General features: G+C 39.3%; 18 protein-coding genes and 1 pseudogene. 7 read left to right on the top strand and 12 right to left on the bottom strand.

The features are described 5' to 3' along the window. Positions 1 to 80: 80 nt before the first annotated feature. From B4Z90_RS14735 to B4Z90_RS14725, 3 genes are all read right to left on the bottom strand, one after another. A complete protein-coding gene (locus B4Z90_RS14735) occupies positions 81 to 302 on the bottom strand; it encodes a cation transporter (RefSeq protein WP_070564271.1) in 222 nt (73 codons plus the stop codon). A gap of 142 nt (positions 303 to 444) precedes the next feature. Beyond that, positions 445 to 2862, bottom strand: a complete 2418-nt coding sequence (locus tag B4Z90_RS14730; protein WP_286802640.1) for a heavy metal translocating P-type ATPase — start codon at positions 2860 to 2862, stop codon at positions 445 to 447. 146 nt (positions 2863 to 3008) lie between these two features. Beyond that, positions 3009 to 3269, bottom strand: coding sequence for a hypothetical protein (locus B4Z90_RS14725; RefSeq protein WP_139144941.1), 261 nt, complete (start codon positions 3267 to 3269; stop codon positions 3009 to 3011). 455 nt (positions 3270 to 3724) lie between these two features. Here B4Z90_RS14725 and B4Z90_RS14720 point away from each other — a divergent pair, with 455 nt between their 5' ends. The 3 genes and pseudogenes from B4Z90_RS14720 to B4Z90_RS14710 all read left to right on the top strand — a co-directional run bounded on the left by B4Z90_RS14720 (position 3725) and on the right by B4Z90_RS14710 (position 7468). Next, positions 3725 to 3868 (top strand): hypothetical protein, encoded by a 144-nt coding sequence (locus tag B4Z90_RS14720; protein WP_159332940.1) that lies wholly within the window; start codon positions 3725 to 3727, stop codon positions 3866 to 3868. An 87-nt stretch (positions 3869 to 3955) separates the two neighbouring features. Next, positions 3956 to 4324: a hypothetical protein gene (locus B4Z90_RS14715; RefSeq protein WP_070564280.1), complete on the top strand. Its 369-nt coding sequence runs from the start codon at positions 3956 to 3958 to the stop codon at positions 4322 to 4324. Positions 4325 to 4336: 12 nt separating this feature from the next. Then, positions 4337 to 7468, top strand: a pseudogene (locus B4Z90_RS14710) (lantibiotic dehydratase). On the opposite strand, the gene B4Z90_RS14705 reads toward B4Z90_RS14710, so the two are convergent. Together B4Z90_RS14705 and B4Z90_RS14700 are read right to left on the bottom strand one after the other, a co-directional pair. Then, positions 7424 to 8128, bottom strand: coding sequence for a LytR/AlgR family response regulator transcription factor (locus tag B4Z90_RS14705; protein ID WP_286751854.1), 705 nt, complete (start codon positions 8126 to 8128; stop codon positions 7424 to 7426). The pseudogene B4Z90_RS14710 and the gene B4Z90_RS14705 sit on opposite strands and share 45 nt — an antisense overlap. A 28-nt stretch (positions 8129 to 8156) precedes the next feature. Continuing rightward, complete coding sequence (locus B4Z90_RS14700) at positions 8157 to 9266, bottom strand: sensor histidine kinase (RefSeq protein WP_286751853.1); 1110 nt, start codon at positions 9264 to 9266, stop codon at positions 8157 to 8159. Positions 9267 to 9652: 386 nt separating this feature from the next. On the opposite strand from B4Z90_RS14700, the gene B4Z90_RS14695 reads away from it, so the two are divergent. Next, on the top strand, positions 9653 to 10123 hold the full coding sequence (locus B4Z90_RS14695; RefSeq protein ID WP_286751851.1) for an OsmC family protein: 471 nt from the start codon (positions 9653 to 9655) through the stop codon (positions 10121 to 10123). Positions 10124 to 10258: 135 nt separating this feature from the next. Continuing rightward, positions 10259 to 11494 carry a TCR/Tet family MFS transporter gene (locus B4Z90_RS14690; RefSeq protein ID WP_321167224.1) on the top strand — a complete coding sequence of 412 codons (1236 nt, stop codon included), beginning with the start codon at positions 10259 to 10261 and terminating at the stop codon, positions 11492 to 11494. Positions 11495 to 11572: 78 nt separating this feature from the next. Here B4Z90_RS14690 and B4Z90_RS14685 read toward each other — a convergent pair whose 3' ends face one another. The 5 genes from B4Z90_RS14685 to B4Z90_RS14665 form a co-directional block, all read right to left on the bottom strand. Then, positions 11573 to 12142 (bottom strand): Crp/Fnr family transcriptional regulator, encoded by a 570-nt coding sequence (locus tag B4Z90_RS14685; RefSeq protein ID WP_070564302.1) that lies wholly within the window; start codon positions 12140 to 12142, stop codon positions 11573 to 11575. Between the two features lie 70 nt (positions 12143 to 12212). Beyond that, positions 12213 to 12971 (bottom strand): siderophore-interacting protein, encoded by a 759-nt coding sequence (locus B4Z90_RS14680; RefSeq protein WP_286802639.1) that lies wholly within the window; start codon positions 12969 to 12971, stop codon positions 12213 to 12215. Further along, on the bottom strand, positions 12952 to 13629 hold the full coding sequence (gene ribB / locus B4Z90_RS14675; RefSeq protein ID WP_286751850.1) for a 3,4-dihydroxy-2-butanone-4-phosphate synthase: 678 nt from the start codon (positions 13627 to 13629) through the stop codon (positions 12952 to 12954). The genes B4Z90_RS14680 and ribB overlap by 20 nt, the downstream gene beginning before the upstream one ends. 113 nt (positions 13630 to 13742) lie before the next feature. Then, on the bottom strand, positions 13743 to 13946 hold the full coding sequence (locus B4Z90_RS14670) for a hypothetical protein (RefSeq protein WP_286802637.1): 204 nt from the start codon (positions 13944 to 13946) through the stop codon (positions 13743 to 13745). Then, complete coding sequence (locus B4Z90_RS14665; protein WP_286802634.1) at positions 13943 to 15328, bottom strand: Na+/H+ antiporter; 1386 nt, start codon at positions 15326 to 15328, stop codon at positions 13943 to 13945. The genes B4Z90_RS14670 and B4Z90_RS14665 overlap by 4 nt, the downstream gene beginning before the upstream one ends. A 220-nt stretch (positions 15329 to 15548) precedes the next feature. Between B4Z90_RS14665 and B4Z90_RS14660 the strand changes: the two genes are divergently transcribed. After that, on the top strand, positions 15549 to 16784 hold the full coding sequence (locus B4Z90_RS14660; RefSeq protein ID WP_286802633.1) for an MFS transporter: 1236 nt from the start codon (positions 15549 to 15551) through the stop codon (positions 16782 to 16784). A gap of 115 nt (positions 16785 to 16899) precedes the next feature. Here B4Z90_RS14660 and B4Z90_RS14655 read toward each other — a convergent pair whose 3' ends face one another. Then, complete coding sequence (locus B4Z90_RS14655; protein ID WP_286802632.1) at positions 16900 to 17769, bottom strand: pirin family protein; 870 nt, start codon at positions 17767 to 17769, stop codon at positions 16900 to 16902. Positions 17770 to 18013: 244 nt separating this feature from the next. On the opposite strand from B4Z90_RS14655, the gene B4Z90_RS14650 reads away from it, so the two are divergent. Beyond that, the gene (locus B4Z90_RS14650) at positions 18014 to 18883 is read left to right on the top strand and encodes an alpha/beta hydrolase (RefSeq protein WP_286802630.1); all 870 of its coding nucleotides are present in this window, start codon (positions 18014 to 18016) and stop codon (positions 18881 to 18883) included. 42 nt (positions 18884 to 18925) lie between these two features. On the opposite strand, the gene B4Z90_RS14645 is transcribed toward B4Z90_RS14650, so the two are convergent. Beyond that, positions 18926 to 19852 (bottom strand): SRPBCC family protein, encoded by a 927-nt coding sequence (locus B4Z90_RS14645; RefSeq protein ID WP_286802628.1) that lies wholly within the window; start codon positions 19850 to 19852, stop codon positions 18926 to 18928. Positions 19853 to 20089: the final 237 nt, after the last annotated feature.

Genomic DNA, 20089 nt, shown 5'->3' with positions numbered 1-20089 from the left:
CAATACCCCATAAAAAACCCCTAAAGGTTGGAGAAAACTTTTAGGGTGTTTTTATGGGGTTCTATAGATTTATTGAACAATTAGGCGGAGCAGGCCGTCGCATTAAAGCCCTTCTTTTTGATAATTTCAATGATTTCTTCCTCCGAAACGCCTTCAGCTTTTACAGTCAGAATTTTGTCTGCATTTGTGGTGTCAACATTCCATTCATAGATACCGTCTACACTATCCAGATCAGCGCTTACTTTGGACACGCATCCCCCACAAGTAAGGTTTGTTTTAAATTGGAATTCTTTGCTTTCCATGTTATTTAATTTTAATGTTATTAATCTATTTAATTATCTATACAAATATCCCTTTAATTCGATGGGTTGTACTTACAGTTTTTCTATTTTGTTTTGCAATATTTACCGTTTAAGATGAGGTCTAGACCTCAACCATAGTTAGCTATTTTTTCCAGCGAAGTCGCAAGCTATTACTGACAACACTAACACTACTCAATGCCATTGCAGCTCCAGCTATAATCGGGTTTAAAAGGAAACCATTGAATGGATACAGAATACCTGCAGCGAGGGGAATCCCAATTAAATTATAAATAAACGCCCAGAACAAATTTTGTTTAATCGTCGCGACCGTTTGTTTCGAAAGTCGAATGGCCTGCGGTATCTTCGTCAAATCAGATGAAATAATTGTCATTTTTGCTACATCCATTGCAATATCACTTCCCTTCCCCATTGCAATACTGACATCGGCCGTTGCTAAGGCTGTACTGTCATTAATACCGTCCCCAACCATAGCGACCACCTGCCCTCTTTGCTGCAATTCTTTAACAAAATCAGCTTTGTGCTCTGGCAATACTTCCGCTTTGTAATGCTGAAGACCTGTTTCCGCGGCAATGGCCCTAGCCGTAGCCTCGTTGTCACCAGTCAGCATATATAGCTCAATGCCCATGGCCTGCATCTCCTTGATGGCACGTACAGAAGTTTCCTTAATCCGGTCCGCAATGGCTATTACCGCTAACGCAGTATGACTGTTGGCAAACCATATCACTGTTTTGGATTGATTTTCCCACTGGGTGCCATGTTCCATCAAATCCGTCGGAATTGTAATCCCATTCTCATCCAACAACCTGCGATTACCTACAGAGTACGTTTCGATTCCATTACTGCCTTTAACACCTTTCCCAGTAATACTTTCGATAAAGGATACTGGAGTAGCTTTTACATCTTTAAAATACCCGACTACAGCTTCTGCCAATGGATGCTCTGACTGTTTCTCCAGGCTCAACAAGATACCTTTCAAACTATCCTCATCATTTTTCCAATAAAGGTCAGTGACCACAGGCTTTCCTTCCGTAATGGTGCCGGTTTTATCCAAAACAACTGTATTTACCTTTTTGGCCAGCTCCAGACTTTTCGCATCTTTAATTAAAATACCCTGCTCAGCTCCCTTACCCACTCCAACCATGATTGCTGTGGGAGTTGCTAAACCTAGTGCGCAAGGACAAGCAATAACCAAAACCGTTACTGCCGCCATTAAACCCTGTACCAGATGGTTTTCTCCACCTAAAGTAAACCACAGTAGAAAAGTTAAAATAGCAATACCAATGACAATAGGAACGAATACAGCAGCAATTCGATCGACCAGTTTTTGCACAGGGGCCTTGCTTCCTTGTGCATCCTGTACCATTTTAATGATTTGGGCAAGCATTGTTTCCCGGCCAACTTTTGTAGCTTTGAACTGAAAACTGCCCTTCTGGTTGATCGTCCCTGCAAATACCTGCTCATTGCCCATTTTTAAAACAGGGACCGGCTCTCCGCTTAACATACTTTCGTCAACATAGGAATTTCCGCTGATAACAACCCCATCAACGGCGATCTTCTCCCCTGGTTTCACCAGAATAATATCGCCAGTATTAACGGCTTCTATAGCGACCTGACGCTCTGTTCCATCCGATTGAATGACCATCACCGTCTTAGGCTGCAGGCCCATTAGCTTTTTAATGGCGGATGAGGTGTTACCTTTAGCCTTCTCTTCCAGTAGCTTACCCAATAAAATAAAAGCAATGACGACTGAGGCGGCCTCAAAATACACATGTGCATGCAAGCCACGCTGATGCCAAAATTCAGCAAAGAGCATATTAAACACACTAAAGATGTAGGCTATTCCCGTGCTTAACGCAACAAGCGTATCCATATTGGCCGAACGATGTTTTGCCTGTTTCCACGCGTTGACAAAAAAGTCCTTGCCCAGCCAAAGAACTACTGGCGTGGAAAACAGCCACATAATAGGATTTGCGTACGGCATATCCATAAAGAACATACCTATCACGACCACGGGAAGCGAAAGTATTACTGCCCATCGAGTTTTGATTTTAAGCTTACGGAATTTCTCGGCGTGAATAGCCTCCAACGTTTTCTGCTGAGTAGATTCATCTTCGATTAATAAATCATAGCCACCAGCCTGAACCGCTTTTTGGATTTTTAAATGATCCGTAATATTAGGCAAATACTCCACCGTAAGTTTTCCTGTTGCAAAATTTACAGACGCATTGACAACCCCTTGTTCATATTTCGCCATACTTTCAGCGCTACTGGCGCAGGAGGCACAAGTCATCCCAAGAACTGGAAATGTTTTGGTTAATGTAGAAACACCATAACCAAGATCTTTGATCGTTTTTACACTGCTAACGACGGCTTCACTATCCTTCGGTACGATAGCAGCTCTGTGGTTATTCAATTCCACCCGATAGCTCGCTAGGCCTTTAACTTGGGCTAGTCCTTTTTCGACAATTGATGCACAATGTTCGCTTTCAACATCTTCTAAAGGTAGATAAACCGTATCCTTATAAATATCTGTCGCCATAACTTATTGTTTAATTTTACACAACAAATTTGGCCACAAATAAGATTAAAGTCATTACACAATTAAGGAATTGATTTGTAAAATTTACTCGATAATAAAATACGAAAGGTCAAGCTCAATGGAAAAATCATATGGAGAACTCTTCTTTAGCTTTCAATTTTCTCAACAAAACCATAGATAATGTAATCACCCCGTTCTTCGAGTTTAATCTTTTCCATTCCACTCCAGCCGGATGCACTGGTATCTTCATCGATAAAATTTTGAATTCTGTCAAATGCGACACCGATCTTTGTTTTCCCATCTCCATAGATTTGATATCTCGCAGAGGTCTGCCAGCTTACTTTTTTTCTAAATAACCGTAAACCTTCTCTTTTCAAAAAACCATACATTTCATTAGATAAATTCATATTCTCATTTGTTTTACGCGCCCACACTACTCACCTATTTTTTTGGTAGATGCTTTTTTGGTTTAAGGAATTACCTCAAGCCCTCTCGTTGGTTTATCTATTTAAGCTACATGGCTTTAATGGCTAAAGAAATGGCTTTTTGATGCTAAAATAGACGAATCTAAGATAACGAACCAGATGGAATACTACAATGAAGCTACTGCTGTTTCATCGTACTCAAATGCTATTTCGTCGAATTTTCCAGAAACACACAATAGCACTTCTTTCAATGTCCATGATGATCTGGCAGGCTCTGCAAACAAAGTCTACTACATCGCGAACATAAATAGCAACAGACACTATTTTTTTCGTCGAATAGATTCTTTAGTTCGTCTGATTCATTTTCAATTCTGTCGATATTTTTCGTTGTTCTTTTCCATAGCGAGCACATTTGTTTACAATTTAAACGTATAACTATGGAAAACATTGAAAATTTTTTAGCAGAGGATTTTGTACTGGATGTACAAACTGTCTGCGCGGTAGAACCGATCTCATTTTTTGATTTTGATGATATGGAACTGGTAACTATTAAGACAGTTACATCTTCAAAAGTAATATAAAAGAGGATAACGCTGTGAAGGCGTTCTGGTAGGCGCCTTTACAGCAATCGTCTTCATTGCCTAATAAATAAAAAAAGAATCAAGTATATGACTTCACCCAAGCTTAAATGTATTCTCATTGAGGATGAACCCCTGGCGACAAAAAAAATAGTTGAATACATTCACATGTTTCCAGATCTTCAATTGATTAAGATGGTTGAAGACATTGAAAATCCAGCATTATTTAGCCATGATCTAAAATCTGCAGACATCCTATTCCTCGATCTCATTGTTAGCGGCGGTAATATTAATACACTAGCCGAATTGATCGCTGATATTCCAATCCTGATCATCACCTCCGCCGTGTCACGTTGGCAATATCCAGAATTTATCAAAAACAGGAAGCATTTTGCGCTGCAAAAACCAATTTCGCCCCAGATGTTTCAGTCTTGTATAAAACAAGTCATGCAATACTAGTCCAACTAATTCATGTCATTATTCCACTTATCCGATTATTTTCTTCTGCGCACGCCGCTACTTCCAGCTGCATCTGCCGTTGATCTTTTAACGATAACTGAGCGACATGAAATAGAAGAGAAACTTCGTCATTTGTTTCAAAATGAGCAATTAAAAGAAGCCTTATTTCTGGCAAGCCCGGCCTTCTCGGCGGAAGTTCAAAAATGGCTTGAATACAAGAAAGAAAGCAGCTCAAAAATGATCGCTTCACTACTCAAATATGCGATTAGGATGAGCACCAGAAGTACGCCTTTCGGTTTATTCGCAGGGGTATCTTTTGGGAACATTGCCGTCTCCGAAAAAAAGGTATCGTTAATCAGGTCAAATGCAAATCAAGCTGTTTTAAAACTGGATACCACCATTTTGACAAAAATTATTGAACAGATATCAAAAGACAAAAGAATTTACAGTCAACTCTATTATCGTCTCAATCCCACCTTATACTTAGATGGTAAATATTACAAATATTATCAAAAAGTGACAAATGGGAAGAAAGGACAGCATATCCTGAAACGTATAAGGCTTACTCCAGTTTTGGATCGAGTCATCCAATACTTTGAACACAATAAGAAAACTAGTCATTATCAATCATTAATCGATCTGCTGCAAGGTCTTGGAGCATCGATAACGCATGCGGCCCTATTCGTCAATAACCTCATCAGCCTTGGAATCATATCCTCTGAATTACAGCCCAATGTCATTGGCCGAGGTTATCTGGACAGCCTGATAACGACGCTTGAAAGAGTGGATAAGGAGGGAAATTATTTAAATCCTTTATTAACGATAAGAAAATGGCTTCATAGTTCTCAATCTGTCATTGAGATCCGAACCGCCATCCTTAAATTATTGCAGCCTTTGGCTCCAGACCTCGATATGACCAATTCGTTACAGGGGGACCTTCTCATAGGGATGGACGAAAACAATTTATCAGATACCGCATTAGATCACATAAGAGATCAATTTCAGGATTTACTACCACTTTGCAACCAGGCTAAGTTAACAGATTTTGATCGGTTTAGAGCTGCGTTCTCTGTTAAATATGAAGATAGAATGGTTCCGCTAACGACAGCTCTAGACCCCGATATTGGGATTGGTTACGGACGTCAAGAAGGTGTTTACAATATAACGGATGAAATACTCGGGGAAGTTAACAACATCACCCCGGCGGGCGAAAAAAAATATGGCGACCACCATTATCAAGATCTGGTCATTGAAAAATTTGTAGAAAGTGTAAAAAATCAATTCACCGAAATTCAGCTGACCAGCAAAGATCTAGATCATATCGCTAAACAACGTAAACAAACTGTCAATACGATCCCTTCTTCATGCTATGCCATCGGCAATCTCCTTAGAAGTTCATGTCAGGAAAACTTATTCTTCAATCTGGTTACCATTGGTGGTTCGTCATCAGGAAACTTAATTTCCAGATTTGCACATCTGGATGAAAAATTGAATAACAAGTTGAAGGAATCTGCCGACACAGAGCAACAGCAGTTTCCAAATGCCATACTTGCCGAGATTTGTCATTACCCAGACAATAATGCTGGAAATATCATTTATAGACCTGCGCTGCGAAAAGCAACAATTTGTCTAAGCCCGACAATCGATAAAGAACAAGAGCAAATTGATGTTAATGACTTATACCTGTTCATCAAAGACCAGCGCCTAATCTTGTGGTCCAGGAAATTCAATAAAATGGTTATACCCCGTTTAACTACCGCCCACAATTTTGAACAGGGTATGAATATATATAAGTTTCTCGCAGATTTTCAGTTCCAAAATAATAGGTTGGATCTTTCCTGGAATTGGGGGATTATGAAGGAGCAGCCGAGACTCCCAAGAATAAGCTACAAAAATATTATCTTGTCTAGAGCACAATGGCGAATTCAAAAAATAGCGAAATACCCCAGTACCCCTCAGGCTTTCATAAAAAATATACAAGCGGAGCTAGCAATTCCTGCAATGGTCATCATCAGCAGTGGCGATAATGAATTGTTGATAAATTTAGACAATCCTTTTTGCATAGAAATCGTATTGGATCATATGTGCAAAAGAGAGATCATATTAACCGAATATATCCTGAATGACTATTCATCAGTAGCCTGCGATAAAGATGGACATATTTTTGCCAACGAAATCATTATTCCAATAGAATCACAGCAGGAGACTTTCACAAATGAATCAGCCCCTCAAGAAAGTAACCTAAAAAGATGCTTCCCCTTGGGCAGTGAATGGCTTTACGCCAAGATCTATTGTGGTTTACATGTTGCAGACACCTTGTTAAAGGAAATTTTCCCCCTAATCGTAGCGACACTTAATCAACAAGATGTCCTAAAAAAATGGTTTTTTATACGCTACAACGATCCATCGCCCCACATTCGATTTAGAGTTGAGCTTTCAGATCCAAGCCAGTATTATTTCGTTATATCCACGCTTAATACCCTATTGGAACAGTTTATTAAAGATGGATAGATATCAACGCTATCCTTTGACACTTATACACGGGAGATTGAACGATATACACCATTTTGTATGGAACTTAGTGAGGAGCTATTCTATCAACAGAGCGAAACGGTACTGAAGGTTATCCAACAAAGTACTTCAATCAATGATCGATGGCGCCTGGCTTTCGAAAATATTGAGTCGCTATTAGAAGCTGCAAAATTTACACTGATCGAGAAAAGAGATTTCTGCCTACAGATGAATACCCTTTATCAGCAAGAATTTGATAATAATAAAAACCTTTGGATTCATCTCAACAATAAGTTTAAAGAGAAAAAAGACTGGTTCGAAAAACCTTTAGACAACCCTGAAGAATCGAAAAAGAAACTAAATGCACTTCAATACAGCATATTTAACACCTTACGGAGTCATACCGATCAAGATGAATTCAAGTCAGCCCGAACATCGTTACTATCAAGCTACATTCATATGTTCATTAACCGATTGTTCATGTCCGATCAACGCTTACATGAACTTGCTGTTTACCATTTTATGGTTGGCTATTATAAAATGCAAATTGGGAAACAGAAAAAACGTATAACCTATGAACCCGATAAATTATATAAGTCCCATCTTCGCGAAGAGCTGATTACGATATTGTAAACCAATACCGAGTTCTGTCCCATTTTTCAGAATGACTTTACTTGCCTCAACACCCTTGATCTGTTTGATATTGACAATATAGGATCGATGCATACGAGCAAACATATCCCAAGGCAGTTCTGCTTCCATATCTTTCATGGTCGACAGCAAAGTCTGCATACCTTCTAACGTATAAATTTGAATGTAATCCCCCCAGGCTTTTAGATAGAAAATATCTGCAGGATCTATAAAAATAGTTTTGTTCCGATCCTTTATCTTAATCGCTTTTCTTTCACTCTGTGCCCCTCTTCGAGAAAACAAGATTGCCTTTTGAACTTTTTCAATTGCCTTGATCAATCGCTCTTCCGTCAGGAGTGGCTTTAAGATATAATCGATTACTTCCAATTCAAACCCATCAACAGCATACTCATAATGCCCAGTTATAAAAACAACAAATGGTGGATGAGCAAGTCCTTTGAGAAAGGTAATTCCATCCATTTCAGGCATATCTATATCTGACAAAATGAGATCTACCTCCTGCTGCCTTAAAACGTCAATTGCTTGCAATGGGTTTTCAAATACACCCAATATTTCGATCAGGCCTAATTTGGAAACTAATTTCTCCAGGCGACCTCTCGCAATAGGCTCATCTTCAATAAGGATAGTTTTAATTCTATTCATAAGTACTTCGCAACCCGCTGCTTTGGTGCTACGGTTCTGTTTCCGAATGTAAAGTTACAACAAGATTAACACTAAATACACCCTCATGCGACTTTATTTCCAAATTATGATGATGAGGATAATGAAGTTCCAGTCGCTTTTTTACATTTTCTATCCCTAATCCGCCGATATAATTTTCTGGTTTTGAAAGTTCCCTATATGCATTAGCCACGTGCATATACACCTTGTCATCCTTCACCTTAATGTCTATGGATATCCATCCCGCCGAAGAACTTAGCCGAGGTCCGTGTTTGAATGCATTTTCTACAAACGGAAAAAAGATCAAAGGAACCATCATGCAGCTTTCGTCTTCAGCCGCCAAATTTAGATTGATCTGCACGGTCTCGCTATAGCGTAACTTTTCCAATTCAACATAATCCTTTAGCAATTGAAATTCGCGACTAATTTCTATCCTGGGTTGATTACTTTCATGCAGTAAATACACCATCATACTGCTTAAACGCATCATACTTTCGCCGCCTCTTTCATCATGATCGGATACCAGCACATAGATGCTATAAAGTGTGTTAAGTAAAAAATGTGGATTAATCTGGTATTTTAGAAAAGCAAGTTCCAACTGGACATTGTTCAACTCAAGTGCTGAATTTTTCAATTCGAGTTTCATTTTTGAATTTCGGACAGACATAAACGCCTGTACAATTTTTACGGTCAAAGGCAGGGCCACCAGAAAAATAAAATCCAACAAATAATCGCTAATGGAAGAAAGGCGAAAAGCACCGAAGATTCCTTGACTTAGTATTATTTCAAGATAGCTTGACAGGCGAACATCTGGTGTTAGATATTTCAATGTTAATAGGGCTGCAAAATAACTTAGAAACGACCACCAGGCATAAATAAACAATAACCACAATATACACAACACAAACTTTCCAGGAATAAACCAGCGCGGAATGATGACATACGCTGTTACATAAAATATGGTCAACAAAGAAAATACGTCCTTTACAAACAAAATCCAGGAATTATCAATATCTATCCGCTGATAGGAAATGAATTGCATTCCCAAAACCAAAAACCAAAAACACAAATGAAGAATAATACGTTTTCCCGTATTGTAATTTTGGAAAAACCTGTTCATAGATAGCATACTTTTCGATAATATCAGTCTAATATAATGATATCCTTTAGTCTGTGGTAGTCTGACTTGCTATGCGAGAACGCAAAAAGACATTTCTGCGACAAAAAACAACAACCTATAACGCTAACAATCTGAATATATCTCAATTAAGATATGAACAAACCAAAAAATAGAATTACGCATAAAAGAATAAAATTGTAACAAATATATTGCTTTAAATTTTCAACCATAAATTGTCCATAAAATGAACGATTGATGGGGTTGGCAAAAAATTTATTGCGATCTTCCGTATATTTAATTTTATAGAACCCCCATAAACAACAATTAGATGTCAACTACTTTTATGCAGCTTTGGTTATCGGAGAATACCTTAAATTTGAAACAAAATGAGTTACAAACATATCTTTAAAGCGTCCTTGGCTTGGAATCATCCTGAACAGCCTAGTGCTGTAGGTTCAAAAATTTATACAAAAAGCCATCACATCGCGATCGAGGGGAAAGCTGACCTGCAAGTTTCCGCAGCAAAAGCATTCAAGGGTGACCCTGCATTGTACAATCCGGAAGATTTGCTGCTGAGCAGCCTGATTTCTTGCCACATGATGTCCTATTTATACGTCTGCTCGAAAAATAGCATCGAGATTTTATCCTATAAGGACAATGCTATCGCTACCCTGGAAACGGATGGAGATGGAAGTGGTCGTTTTACAGAAGTTATATTACACCCCGAGGTTCTCATCACAGATGAATCCCAGATAGAACTTGCTTTATCCTTACATACCCAAGCAAATAAACTGTGTTTTATTGCGAATTCATGTAATTTCACGGTGCTGCACCATCCCAAATGTCAAGCGATTTAACCAGAAATGGGCACGCTATCGAAAGAAAAAAGCTCCCTCTTTTCGATTTGTTAACGCTATCGAAAATGCGACACTCACCACAAATTAGTAATTAAATAACAAACAAGTTTTTAAGGATTTCATTACTTTTGAATCATGATGGAAAATTCCAAGAAAAAAGCAGCAATCGGATTCATATTTATTACACTACTAATCGATATTACGGGTTGGGGAATCATTATTCCTGTCGTCCCTAAACTTATCGAGGAATTGATTCATAGCGATGTCAGTGAAGCGGCAAAATATGGTGGTTGGCTCGGCTTTGCCTATGCTTTCACGCAATTCATCTGTTCTCCCGTCGTTGGTAACCTCAGCGATAAATATGGCAGAAGGCCAATTATATTGATCTCACTTTTTGGCTTTGCGGTAGACTACATCTTTCTTGCCCTCGCACCAACTATAGGTTGGCTATTCTTAGGACGCGTTATCGCCGGATTGACAGGTGCTAGTTTTACAACGGCAAGTGCTTATATCGCCGATATATCTACGGATGAAGATCGGGCAAAGAACTTTGGCTTGATAGGCGCTGCATTTGGTCTAGGCTTTATCATCGGCCCAGTTATTGGCGGTCTGCTCGGTCACTATGGTGCCAGGGTTCCCTTTTATGCGGCCGCAGGACTGTGTATGCTAAACTTTCTATATGGCTATTTTATCTTACCTGAGAGCTTAGATAAAGAAAAACGTAGAGCTTTTGAATGGAAACGCGCAAATCCAATTGGATCTTTTAAGTTTCTTGGAAAACATCCAGAAATATCCGGATTAATCGTTGCCTTAATTTTAATATATATCGCAGGCCACGCAGTTCAAAGTAACTGGAACTTCTTCACCATGTATAAATTCGACTGGACAGAAAGAATGGTGGGTATCTCATTAGGTGTTATTGGATTATTGATTGGATTGGTTCAGGGCGTTTTAATTCGATGGACAACGCCCAAACTTGGTGAACAAAAAAGCATTTTCTATGGATTGACCCTGTATGCTATTGGACTACTGTTATTCTCGTTTGCAAGCGAAGGATGGATGATGTTCGTCTTCCTTATCCCCTATTGCTTGGGTGGTATTTGTGGACCAGCTCTTCAGTCTGTTATTACAAAAAATGTTCCTTCAAACGAACAGGGTGAACTTCAAGGTGCACTAACAAGCTTAATGAGTGCAACATCGATTATTGGTCCACCAATGATGACAAACCTATTTTATTATTTCACCCATGACAAAGCACCATTTAAATTTTCTGGCGCGCCGTTTTTCTTAGCATTTATCCTGATGACGATTAGTGTGATCATTGTCTATAATGCTTCTCGCAAAAAGAGAAATCAGCAAATAAATCTTTAAACCTGATTGATCAGTCTGCACTATTTTCATCTATCTTACTCTAAAACTCAACTGGCCTATNNATAGGCCAGTTGAGTTTTAGAGCTTTGACTTTAAACGGCTCAATGTCTCCTGTGAAATATTCAGATAGGAAGCAACTATTCTATTGGATAGCCTTCTGACAACCATTGGATTTTCATCCAACAATAAACGATATTTTTCAAGGGCATCTTGCATTAAAAATGACATCAGACGCTTTGTATTTGTTACATAGGCAATTTCCAAATAGAGACGGTAGAACTTCTCCCACTGTGGAATAAGGTCCAACAAATGATAAAAATCCTTATGACTTATATAGTAGATTTCAGTAGGTTCCAAAGCCTGAATGAATTCTTCGGACTCTTCTCCTGTAATAAAACTGACTAATGCGGTTGCAAACTGATTCTCAAAGGCAAAGTAGCGTGTTGCTTCTTGTCCAGACTCATTAATAAAAAAAATACGTAAACACCCCTTGGTCACGAAAAATGAGCGTTGGCTTATTTCACCATTGGCCAACAAAAACTCATTTTTCTTTAGCTTTAAAGGCTTAAAATATGAGCGTATTAGATGTAATTCATCTTCTGTTACCGTAATTTTACTCGTGATATAGGATATCAATAGCTCATCCATTTTAATTGCTGTTCTAAATTAATTTCCAGCAAAACTAATAAAATTGGATTAACAGTAACTAATTCAAGAACTAGATCGGCTCATTTAAATTCATAAGTTCACTTTCTGCATGCCCCACTCTCCAGTATGCGCAGGCATATAGGTCTTGTGAAGTTCTCCCTTTTTCCTCCCGAAAGTAATGACGTAATTCTTTCACAATGGCATACTCCGCAGCAATAAAGATATAACTCGTTTGATCATCCGCCCTAAAGTCGGCTTTCTTAACATATTCAGCGAGATTACTCCCTTGTTCTGGTGTCTGATTATAACACCATTGTATGAGTGCACTGCAGGCTGAGGACAATACAAGCTCGTCTTCTTTTGCCGGAATCTCAATAATTACTTTTGCTCTAGCCGTCGCTGGAAGCTCTTCTAATATTGCAGCAATAACCGGTAAAGCTGTTGTGTCTCCAACCAGCAGGTAACAGTCTACCTGGGGAACCAATTTTCTTTTGCTCTCCTTCATGCCAATTTCCAATTGATCGCCCTTTTCCGCCTTGATTGCCCAAGCAGATGCAGGACCGCTATCACCATGAACAACAAAATCGATATGCAATTCTCTGTTAGAAAGATCTATTTTACGATTGGTGTAAGTTCTGACGACTACTTCTTGCGCATTGTGCTGCAACGGAACGAAAAGCTTGTTATTTGAACCCGAACTGACTTCGGCCAATAACCCGAGCTGCTCATCGGTTAAATCAAATATTACCCGGATAAGATGTGGTGTAAGGTGCTCTTTTCGGCCAACGCGGAATAACGATCTTATTTTTTTAGTGTTTGTCTGATTCATATACTGTTTTTCGATGATTACTATTTAGCTTTCTATAGGTAACAATATCCTCAATAGATAATACGGTAAGATTATGTTTCAGTCCGAATGCTGAGACCTCATTCAAACGCGCCATTGTCCCATCCTCATTCATCAATTCACATAAGACAGCCATCGGTTCTAAACCCGCCATAAGCATCAAATCGATACTGCCTTCTGTATGACCATCGCGACCCAATACTCCGTTCGCGTGCGCCCGCAAGGGAAAGATATGACCTGGGCGAACAAGGTCCCCCGGTTTGGCATCCTGCGCACAGGCCGCTCTTATTGTGGCAATTCGATCGGAAGCCGAGAGCCCCGTAGTTGCCCCTATCTTTGCATCGATAGATACTGTAAATGGCGTTTGGTAAGGACTTGAATTAGCTGACACCATATAAGGTAAGTCTAATTCATTCGCTTTCTCATGGGTGAGACAAAGACAGACAACACCACTACAATACCGGATCATTTGTACCATATCCGGTATGCTCATGTTTTGGGCAGAGAAAATAAGATCCCCCTCATTCTCTCGATCTTCATTATCGATAAGAAGAACCCCTTTACCGGCCTGTAAATCCTTTAATGCCTTTTCTACTCTTGCTATGGGATCATCCCCAAACATTGTTAACAAATTTTTCATATCATTCTATATTATCCTGCCTCTTTCCGAATAACTGAGGCTGGCTTATTTGATGACAAAGATCTATCCATGAAAAACAATAAACATTGACTTAAGTCAAAAACAGCAAACACCTACAATTTCATTTCTTGATAAATATTTGCTGTCCATAAATCAAGTTCAAATTCCTTTTTCCTAACATCTTCCAAGGGATAAATCCCCTTTTGATAGCTTCTCACAAGTTCTTTTCGCTGCACTTGAATCATAGATAGTTCGATGTCAAAATAGCATGCTCGCCACTCATCCCTACAGATAATGTCTTTGATAGATCTCTTCATTTAGGTTCTTCCCTTTGATTTTGCAACTTTACTTGCATCTTTTGTACGACTTCTTGCACTAATGGTCTGTCGATTTCCAGACTTTCCAAATAGCTTAACGAACGCTCAATCAATAAATCGTTTAGTTCTTTCCCCTTATCCTGTTTGTTCGGCTTGGGAGTAATACGCTTAATAAGTTGAGGCAAACTAATTCCTTGAATAACTAACGTGAAAATAATGACAACAAAGGAAAGAAAGAGAACGGTATTTCGCTGTGCAATGAGCGAACCATTGTTTGCATATAAAGGCAATGCAAATGCGGTAGCAAGTGAAACAACCCCGCGCATACCCGACCAAGACAAAATAATATACTCCTTTCGAAATCGCCATTGAAAAGCTGCATCCTCTTTATCTTCCCGACAAGAAAACAGCGGAAAAAAGTAGGTCACAATTAAGCGTATCAGAATTAACAGACAGAAGATCAAGAAGCCGTACAAAGTCAGAACGATTATTTCTGAACGAGGTATTGCTTCAACAATGTGGGGAAGCTGCATGCCTAAAATCAAAAAAACGAGTCCATTTAGAATAAAGATAATGACATCCCAAAAATGGCTCATCTGTAAACGGCTTGCTGAGCTAAATAAGGAAAAGGAATTCCAGGAGATATACATACCTAAACTGACGACAGCCAGGACCCCTGAAGCGGCTAAATGTTCAGCAAGGCTATATGTCGCAAATGGTAACAACAACACAGCAAAGGTTTCGACATTACTATTGCCATGGAGAAAGCGATGTAATTTTACAAACCCATAACCGATCGACAAACCTATTGCCACTCCACTTATTCCCATTATCACAAACTGTAATCCAGCATTCCAAAATGAAAAACCACCACTTACCAATGCTATAATCGCACACTTAAATGCAATTAATGCGGATGCATCATTAAGCAGACTTTCCCCCTCAAGAAGCGTGATTAATTTTCTCGATAGGGGAAGATCCTTCGCAATGCTCGTCGCTGCTATCGCGTCCGGTGGCGAAATAATTGCCCCTAACGCAAAGGAAATCGCCCAGTTAAATCCTGGAATGATCGAATGAACAACAACTGCAATAACAGTCGTTGTAATCAATACCAGTCCGACTGCCAATAAAGAAATCTTAGAAAATTGCCGTTTGAAATCCGGAATAGATGTATTCCAAGCTGCATCAAACAAAATTGGCGGCAAAACTATATTAAAAATTATATCGGGATTAATCGCCAATACCGGAAAGCACTGTGCCAAACTCAATATAAGTCCCACGATAACCAATAAAATGGGGAGTGCTAGTTTTAAACGGCTCCTAACTGATGTGATCACAATTAAAATAATAGAAATCCAAATAATATGCTCGAGTTCTGTCATTTGATAAAAAATTTAAGTCCCAAAACTAATCGCCTCGCAACTGAAAAACCATGACTTAAGTCAAAAAACAGCAACACAATAGCTAATCCAGTACATAATTATCGAACTTCTGGATCAATTTAGGTTAATCAAACTTCAATTCTTCAATTCATGGATCGAATTCTTCAATTCCTCCATTACTGATCGCTGTAAATTTGCAGCCAAGGAAATAAAATTCAAAATGATACATACAACAGACATAACAAATCAAAACATAGAGTTTCACGTAGACTCAAAGCGGCATACACCTGTACTTACGAAGCCCCTTTTATGGCTTATTACCTTGACAACGGGAATAGTGGTCGGCAACAACTATTATAATCAGCCGCTTTTGGGATTGATGGCAAAAGACTTTCACGTTAGTGAAGCTGCAATTAGCATGATTGCTATGCTCACACAGATCGGTTTTGCAACCGGGCTGCTCTTTATCGTCCCTTTGGGAGATATGATAAAAAGAAAGAAATTAATATTAACCATATTTCTGCTGATCGTAGTCTCCTTATTGGCTATGGTCTTAGCTCCCACCCTCGAGTTGCTCTATATCGCAAGCTTTATGGTTGGATTCAGCTCTGTCGTTCCTCAAATGCTCGTTCCCCTCACGGCCGAACTAGCTGCTCTCGAAAAACGCAATTCATCAATCGGAATGGTCATGAGTGGCTTACTATTGGGTATTCTGCTTTCCCGTGTCGCAGCTGGATTTATTGGCGATATCTGGGGATGGCAAGCAATCTATTATATAGCTATAGCATTAATGGTTTTATTCATGTTATTATTAGCTTTCGCACTACCTGATGTAAAGCCGACATTTCAAGGTACTTATCTCCAATTAATGCACTCCTTGGTCCATCTGACAAAAACTCAACCGGTATTACGGCTATCTGCACTCAGAGGGGCTTTAGGCTTTGCTGGATTCAGTGCTTTTTGGATTACATTAGTATTTCATTTACAGGAAGCTCCTTTCTACGCAGGCTCTGCCGTAGCGGGATCCTTCGGATTAATAGGGGCTGTTGGCGCGCTGGCAGCATCAGTGGTCGGCCGGATGGCAACGCGTGTTTCTACGTATACCATTATTCTTGGTTCCATATTTATCCTGCTATTGAGCTGGATTTTATTCTACATCGGAGGGAATAGCTATATCGGATTAATAACAGGTGTAATCTTAATCGACCTGGGTTTACAATCCATGCATATCAGCAATCAATCTGCTTTTTTTGCCTTAAATCTAGGGGCAACCAACCGACTAAATACAGTCTATATGTTTAGTTACTTTGCCGGTGGATCATTGGGTAGTTACTTGGCTTCCCTGGCTTGGAAATACTTTCAATGGAATGGCGTGGTATTGACCGGCTTTTGTTGTACACTACTGGTCCTCATCGTGCATGTCGGCTATGATAGACGACCAAAAAACTTTTCTTAGTCGTTGAGCACGACAATCCAAAGAAATGCAAGTTAACGGACAATCTTTTCTATTTTGATTTCCATACATGGCCTACATATTAAGGATATAAGCCATGTATGGAAATTTATTTCATTTATTCAAGTACGCCAAACTTGCCAGCTTGAAAATCTTCAAAGGCTTGGTAAATCTCCGCCTGTGTATTCATTACAAATGGGCCATAACTCACGATAGGTTCATCAATGGGTTCACCACTTAACACAAGTAAAACTGCATTCTTATTTGCCCTTATCGAAATCTCTTCACCATCATGACCAAATAAGACAAAGCTATGCTCCTTAGCAAGTTCACCGTTGACTACAACCTCGCCATTCACAACGAGCATCGCTGTATTATGATTTTGTGGAACCAAAAAGTTCGTTTCATGCTGTTCTTCCAATTTGATGTCAAATAGATTGACAGGGGTATAGGTGCTCGCTGGTCCAACCATATCCTGAAATTTCCCCGCGATGACATTGACTACCCCTGCCGCATCTGGCATCACGACTTTCCCCATCTGATCGGCAGTAATTGCCTGATAGTGCGCCGCTGTTGATTTATCTTTCGCTGGTAAATTAACCCAGAGCTGAACCATTTCAAATAATCCGCCTTTCTTTGAAAATTCCTCTTCATGGTACTCTTTATGCAATATGCCAGCGCCGGCAGTCATCCATTGTACATCACCCGGACGAATAACACCGCTATTCCCCGAACTGTCATGATGGGCTACACTACCTTTGTAGGCGATAGTCACGGTTTCAAATCCTTTATGCGGATGTACATCCACGCCTCTAATATGATCCGAAGGTCCAAAATCAAATGCTGCATTGAAATCCAGTAAAAGAAATGGACTCATCCTCTTTTGGGAAATCCCATTCCTTGGTATCATATTAAATACACGAAATCCATCTCCTACCATGCCAGGTCGAGCTGGACGTTGGAAAATTCTTTCAATTGATTTTTTCATGTTATAATCTCCTTTTTTATCGTTCTTGATGAATTTAAGTTGAAGCCTAAATGATCACTTCATTTTAAATTGCTATCTCAAAGGTACGACAAGAAGAAGTCTGCTTCCAACAACCTAGATTAAGGCGTAAACTTAACCTAGATTAAGTTTATAAGAAAGATACCGCTAAAACTAGGAATTCCCACATTTTCTGGATGCCACAGAAATGTGTAACTTAAATAAAAATCATAGACCAAGTATATTTATGCACGTAAACAATACCACCGCATTAACAAAATTCTATCGTCACCTTTGGTCACGTCCAATGCTATTACTCCTGCTATTCATCTTTTCATACCTCGTAGCACATGCGCAAGCCAATAGTAAGGCTAAAGTGAAACCAAACTGGAATGAGATCCTTGAGGAACAACTATTTCCAGGCAAAAAGCTCCAAGATTCAACCTTCCATTTTCAGGGCAAATATGAAGAAAAATTTATCACAACAGCAGATCATGTTAAACTCCATGGGATCTTGTTTAAGGCAGACAAGAGCAAAGGACTAATTTTCTATTTGCATGGCAGTAATGGGGCGGTAGACACTTGGGGTAAAATTGCGAATATCTATACTGATAACGGCTATGATCTTTTTATGTTAGACTACCGAGGTTACGGAAAAAGTGAAGGTAAAGTAACCAATGAAGAACTACTTTATAGTGATCTGCAAATAGTCTATGATAACCTGAAACAACATTATCCGGAAGATCATATCATCATAATTGGTCAATCGATGGGTACAGCACTGGCTTCAACTATTGCTTCGCATAACGCCCCAAAAATACTTATTCTTCAGGCACCTTACTATAGTTTTGAAGATTGGACGCAACATATCGCTCCTGAGCTCGATACAAGCGGGCTCCCCTTTCATTTCGACAATGCTTCGGCATTACAAAAAGTAAAATGTAGAACGATCATCTTCCACGGAGACCAGGATAAAGCCGTCTATTTTGACTCTTCCATTAAACTGAGTAGATTCTTTAAAAAACAGGATAAATTGATTCGGTTGGCAAAGGAGGGACATAATGATTTTTCTAAAAATAAAGACTATCTGCATGCGATTGCCAAGCTATTGCGATAGTCTCATTTTATACCAAAAATACACTATGCCCCTTCCCGAATTTTATACATTAAATTCGGGATAAGGAAAACCCTTTCCTTTTTCACAGAAAAATTTTAAACTCCTGAAAAATAGTGCCCAATCAAAACTACAGGAAGCGAATTCCGCACTATAATTTGTCCAGCCATCATGGTGAAACAGCAGCATACATCCCTTTTGCTGAGGTTCAAGTTCAAAGGTCAGTGTCGTTCCAATCCATTCCTCAAATGCCTTGACACAGCGCCACTCGACCCTGGAATAAGGCTTCAGCGAAATAACTTCCATATTTTTAAAATAGCTGGGACCAAATCCAAAGCGCAGGATCGCACCAATCTCTGGCTTTGCCTTCGTATCTGGTGTCCACCAGCCTGCTAGTCCTTCCGCCGTTGTAAGCGCCTTGTAAACAGTCTCTACCGGAGTTTCAATTAACAATCTATGGTAGATACTTTTTGTCCCAGGATCATGTGGTATGCGATTCTCTTCCATAGCGTCCAGCGCTATTTCCTCCTTTGGAGTAGGCTGTCCCATCCCCGTTAAAATCAATTGTCTTAGGCTGTCCGCTATGTAATATGTCCAGGCATCATGACATACCTTATAACATTCCATCTGGGAATTAAGCCCACGATGGGTGAAATGTAATGTAGTTGTACCTACATCTTCAACAATATCGAAGATAATGGAACTATTAGTCCATTCCCGTTCATCCTGGGTAAATTTAAAATAGTTTTCGAGGACCCGCCAGACTACTTTACGATCTGTTTCCATCGTTTCTATTCGTATTCGACAACGATGTACATCCTGATAATGATATATAAACTCATCATGCAAAGCAGCAGTTAGCCCTTCAATATTTTGAGACCACCATCCACGGACATTATTGATTGCTTCAAATACGCGTTGAGCACCTGCATCAACGGTAATACTCATTTTAAAATCTTCCTTTTTCATCATTCTTCGTATTTTTAACCATTAACTCATACTTCTTATCTTCCTATAACTCAATCGAATCAAATATGTAAATCTGAACATCATCATCATGAGGCGCCAAGATTCTTCGGTCAACTTATATATTGCGATCATTTGTACCATCCTGTCGTATTAATTTAAATTTATAGATCAAATATAGTGGAGTTCAAAACACAAAAAGGGGTGTAAAATAGACATTCTCAGCGGTTGATTTAGACAAGT

It is taken from the genome of Sphingobacterium sp. UBA5639 (assembly GCF_002421245.1).
Taxonomy (GTDB): Bacteria; Bacteroidota; Bacteroidia; order Sphingobacteriales; family Sphingobacteriaceae; genus Sphingobacterium; species Sphingobacterium multivorum.
This window is presented reverse-complemented; position numbering and strand designations above follow the sequence as displayed.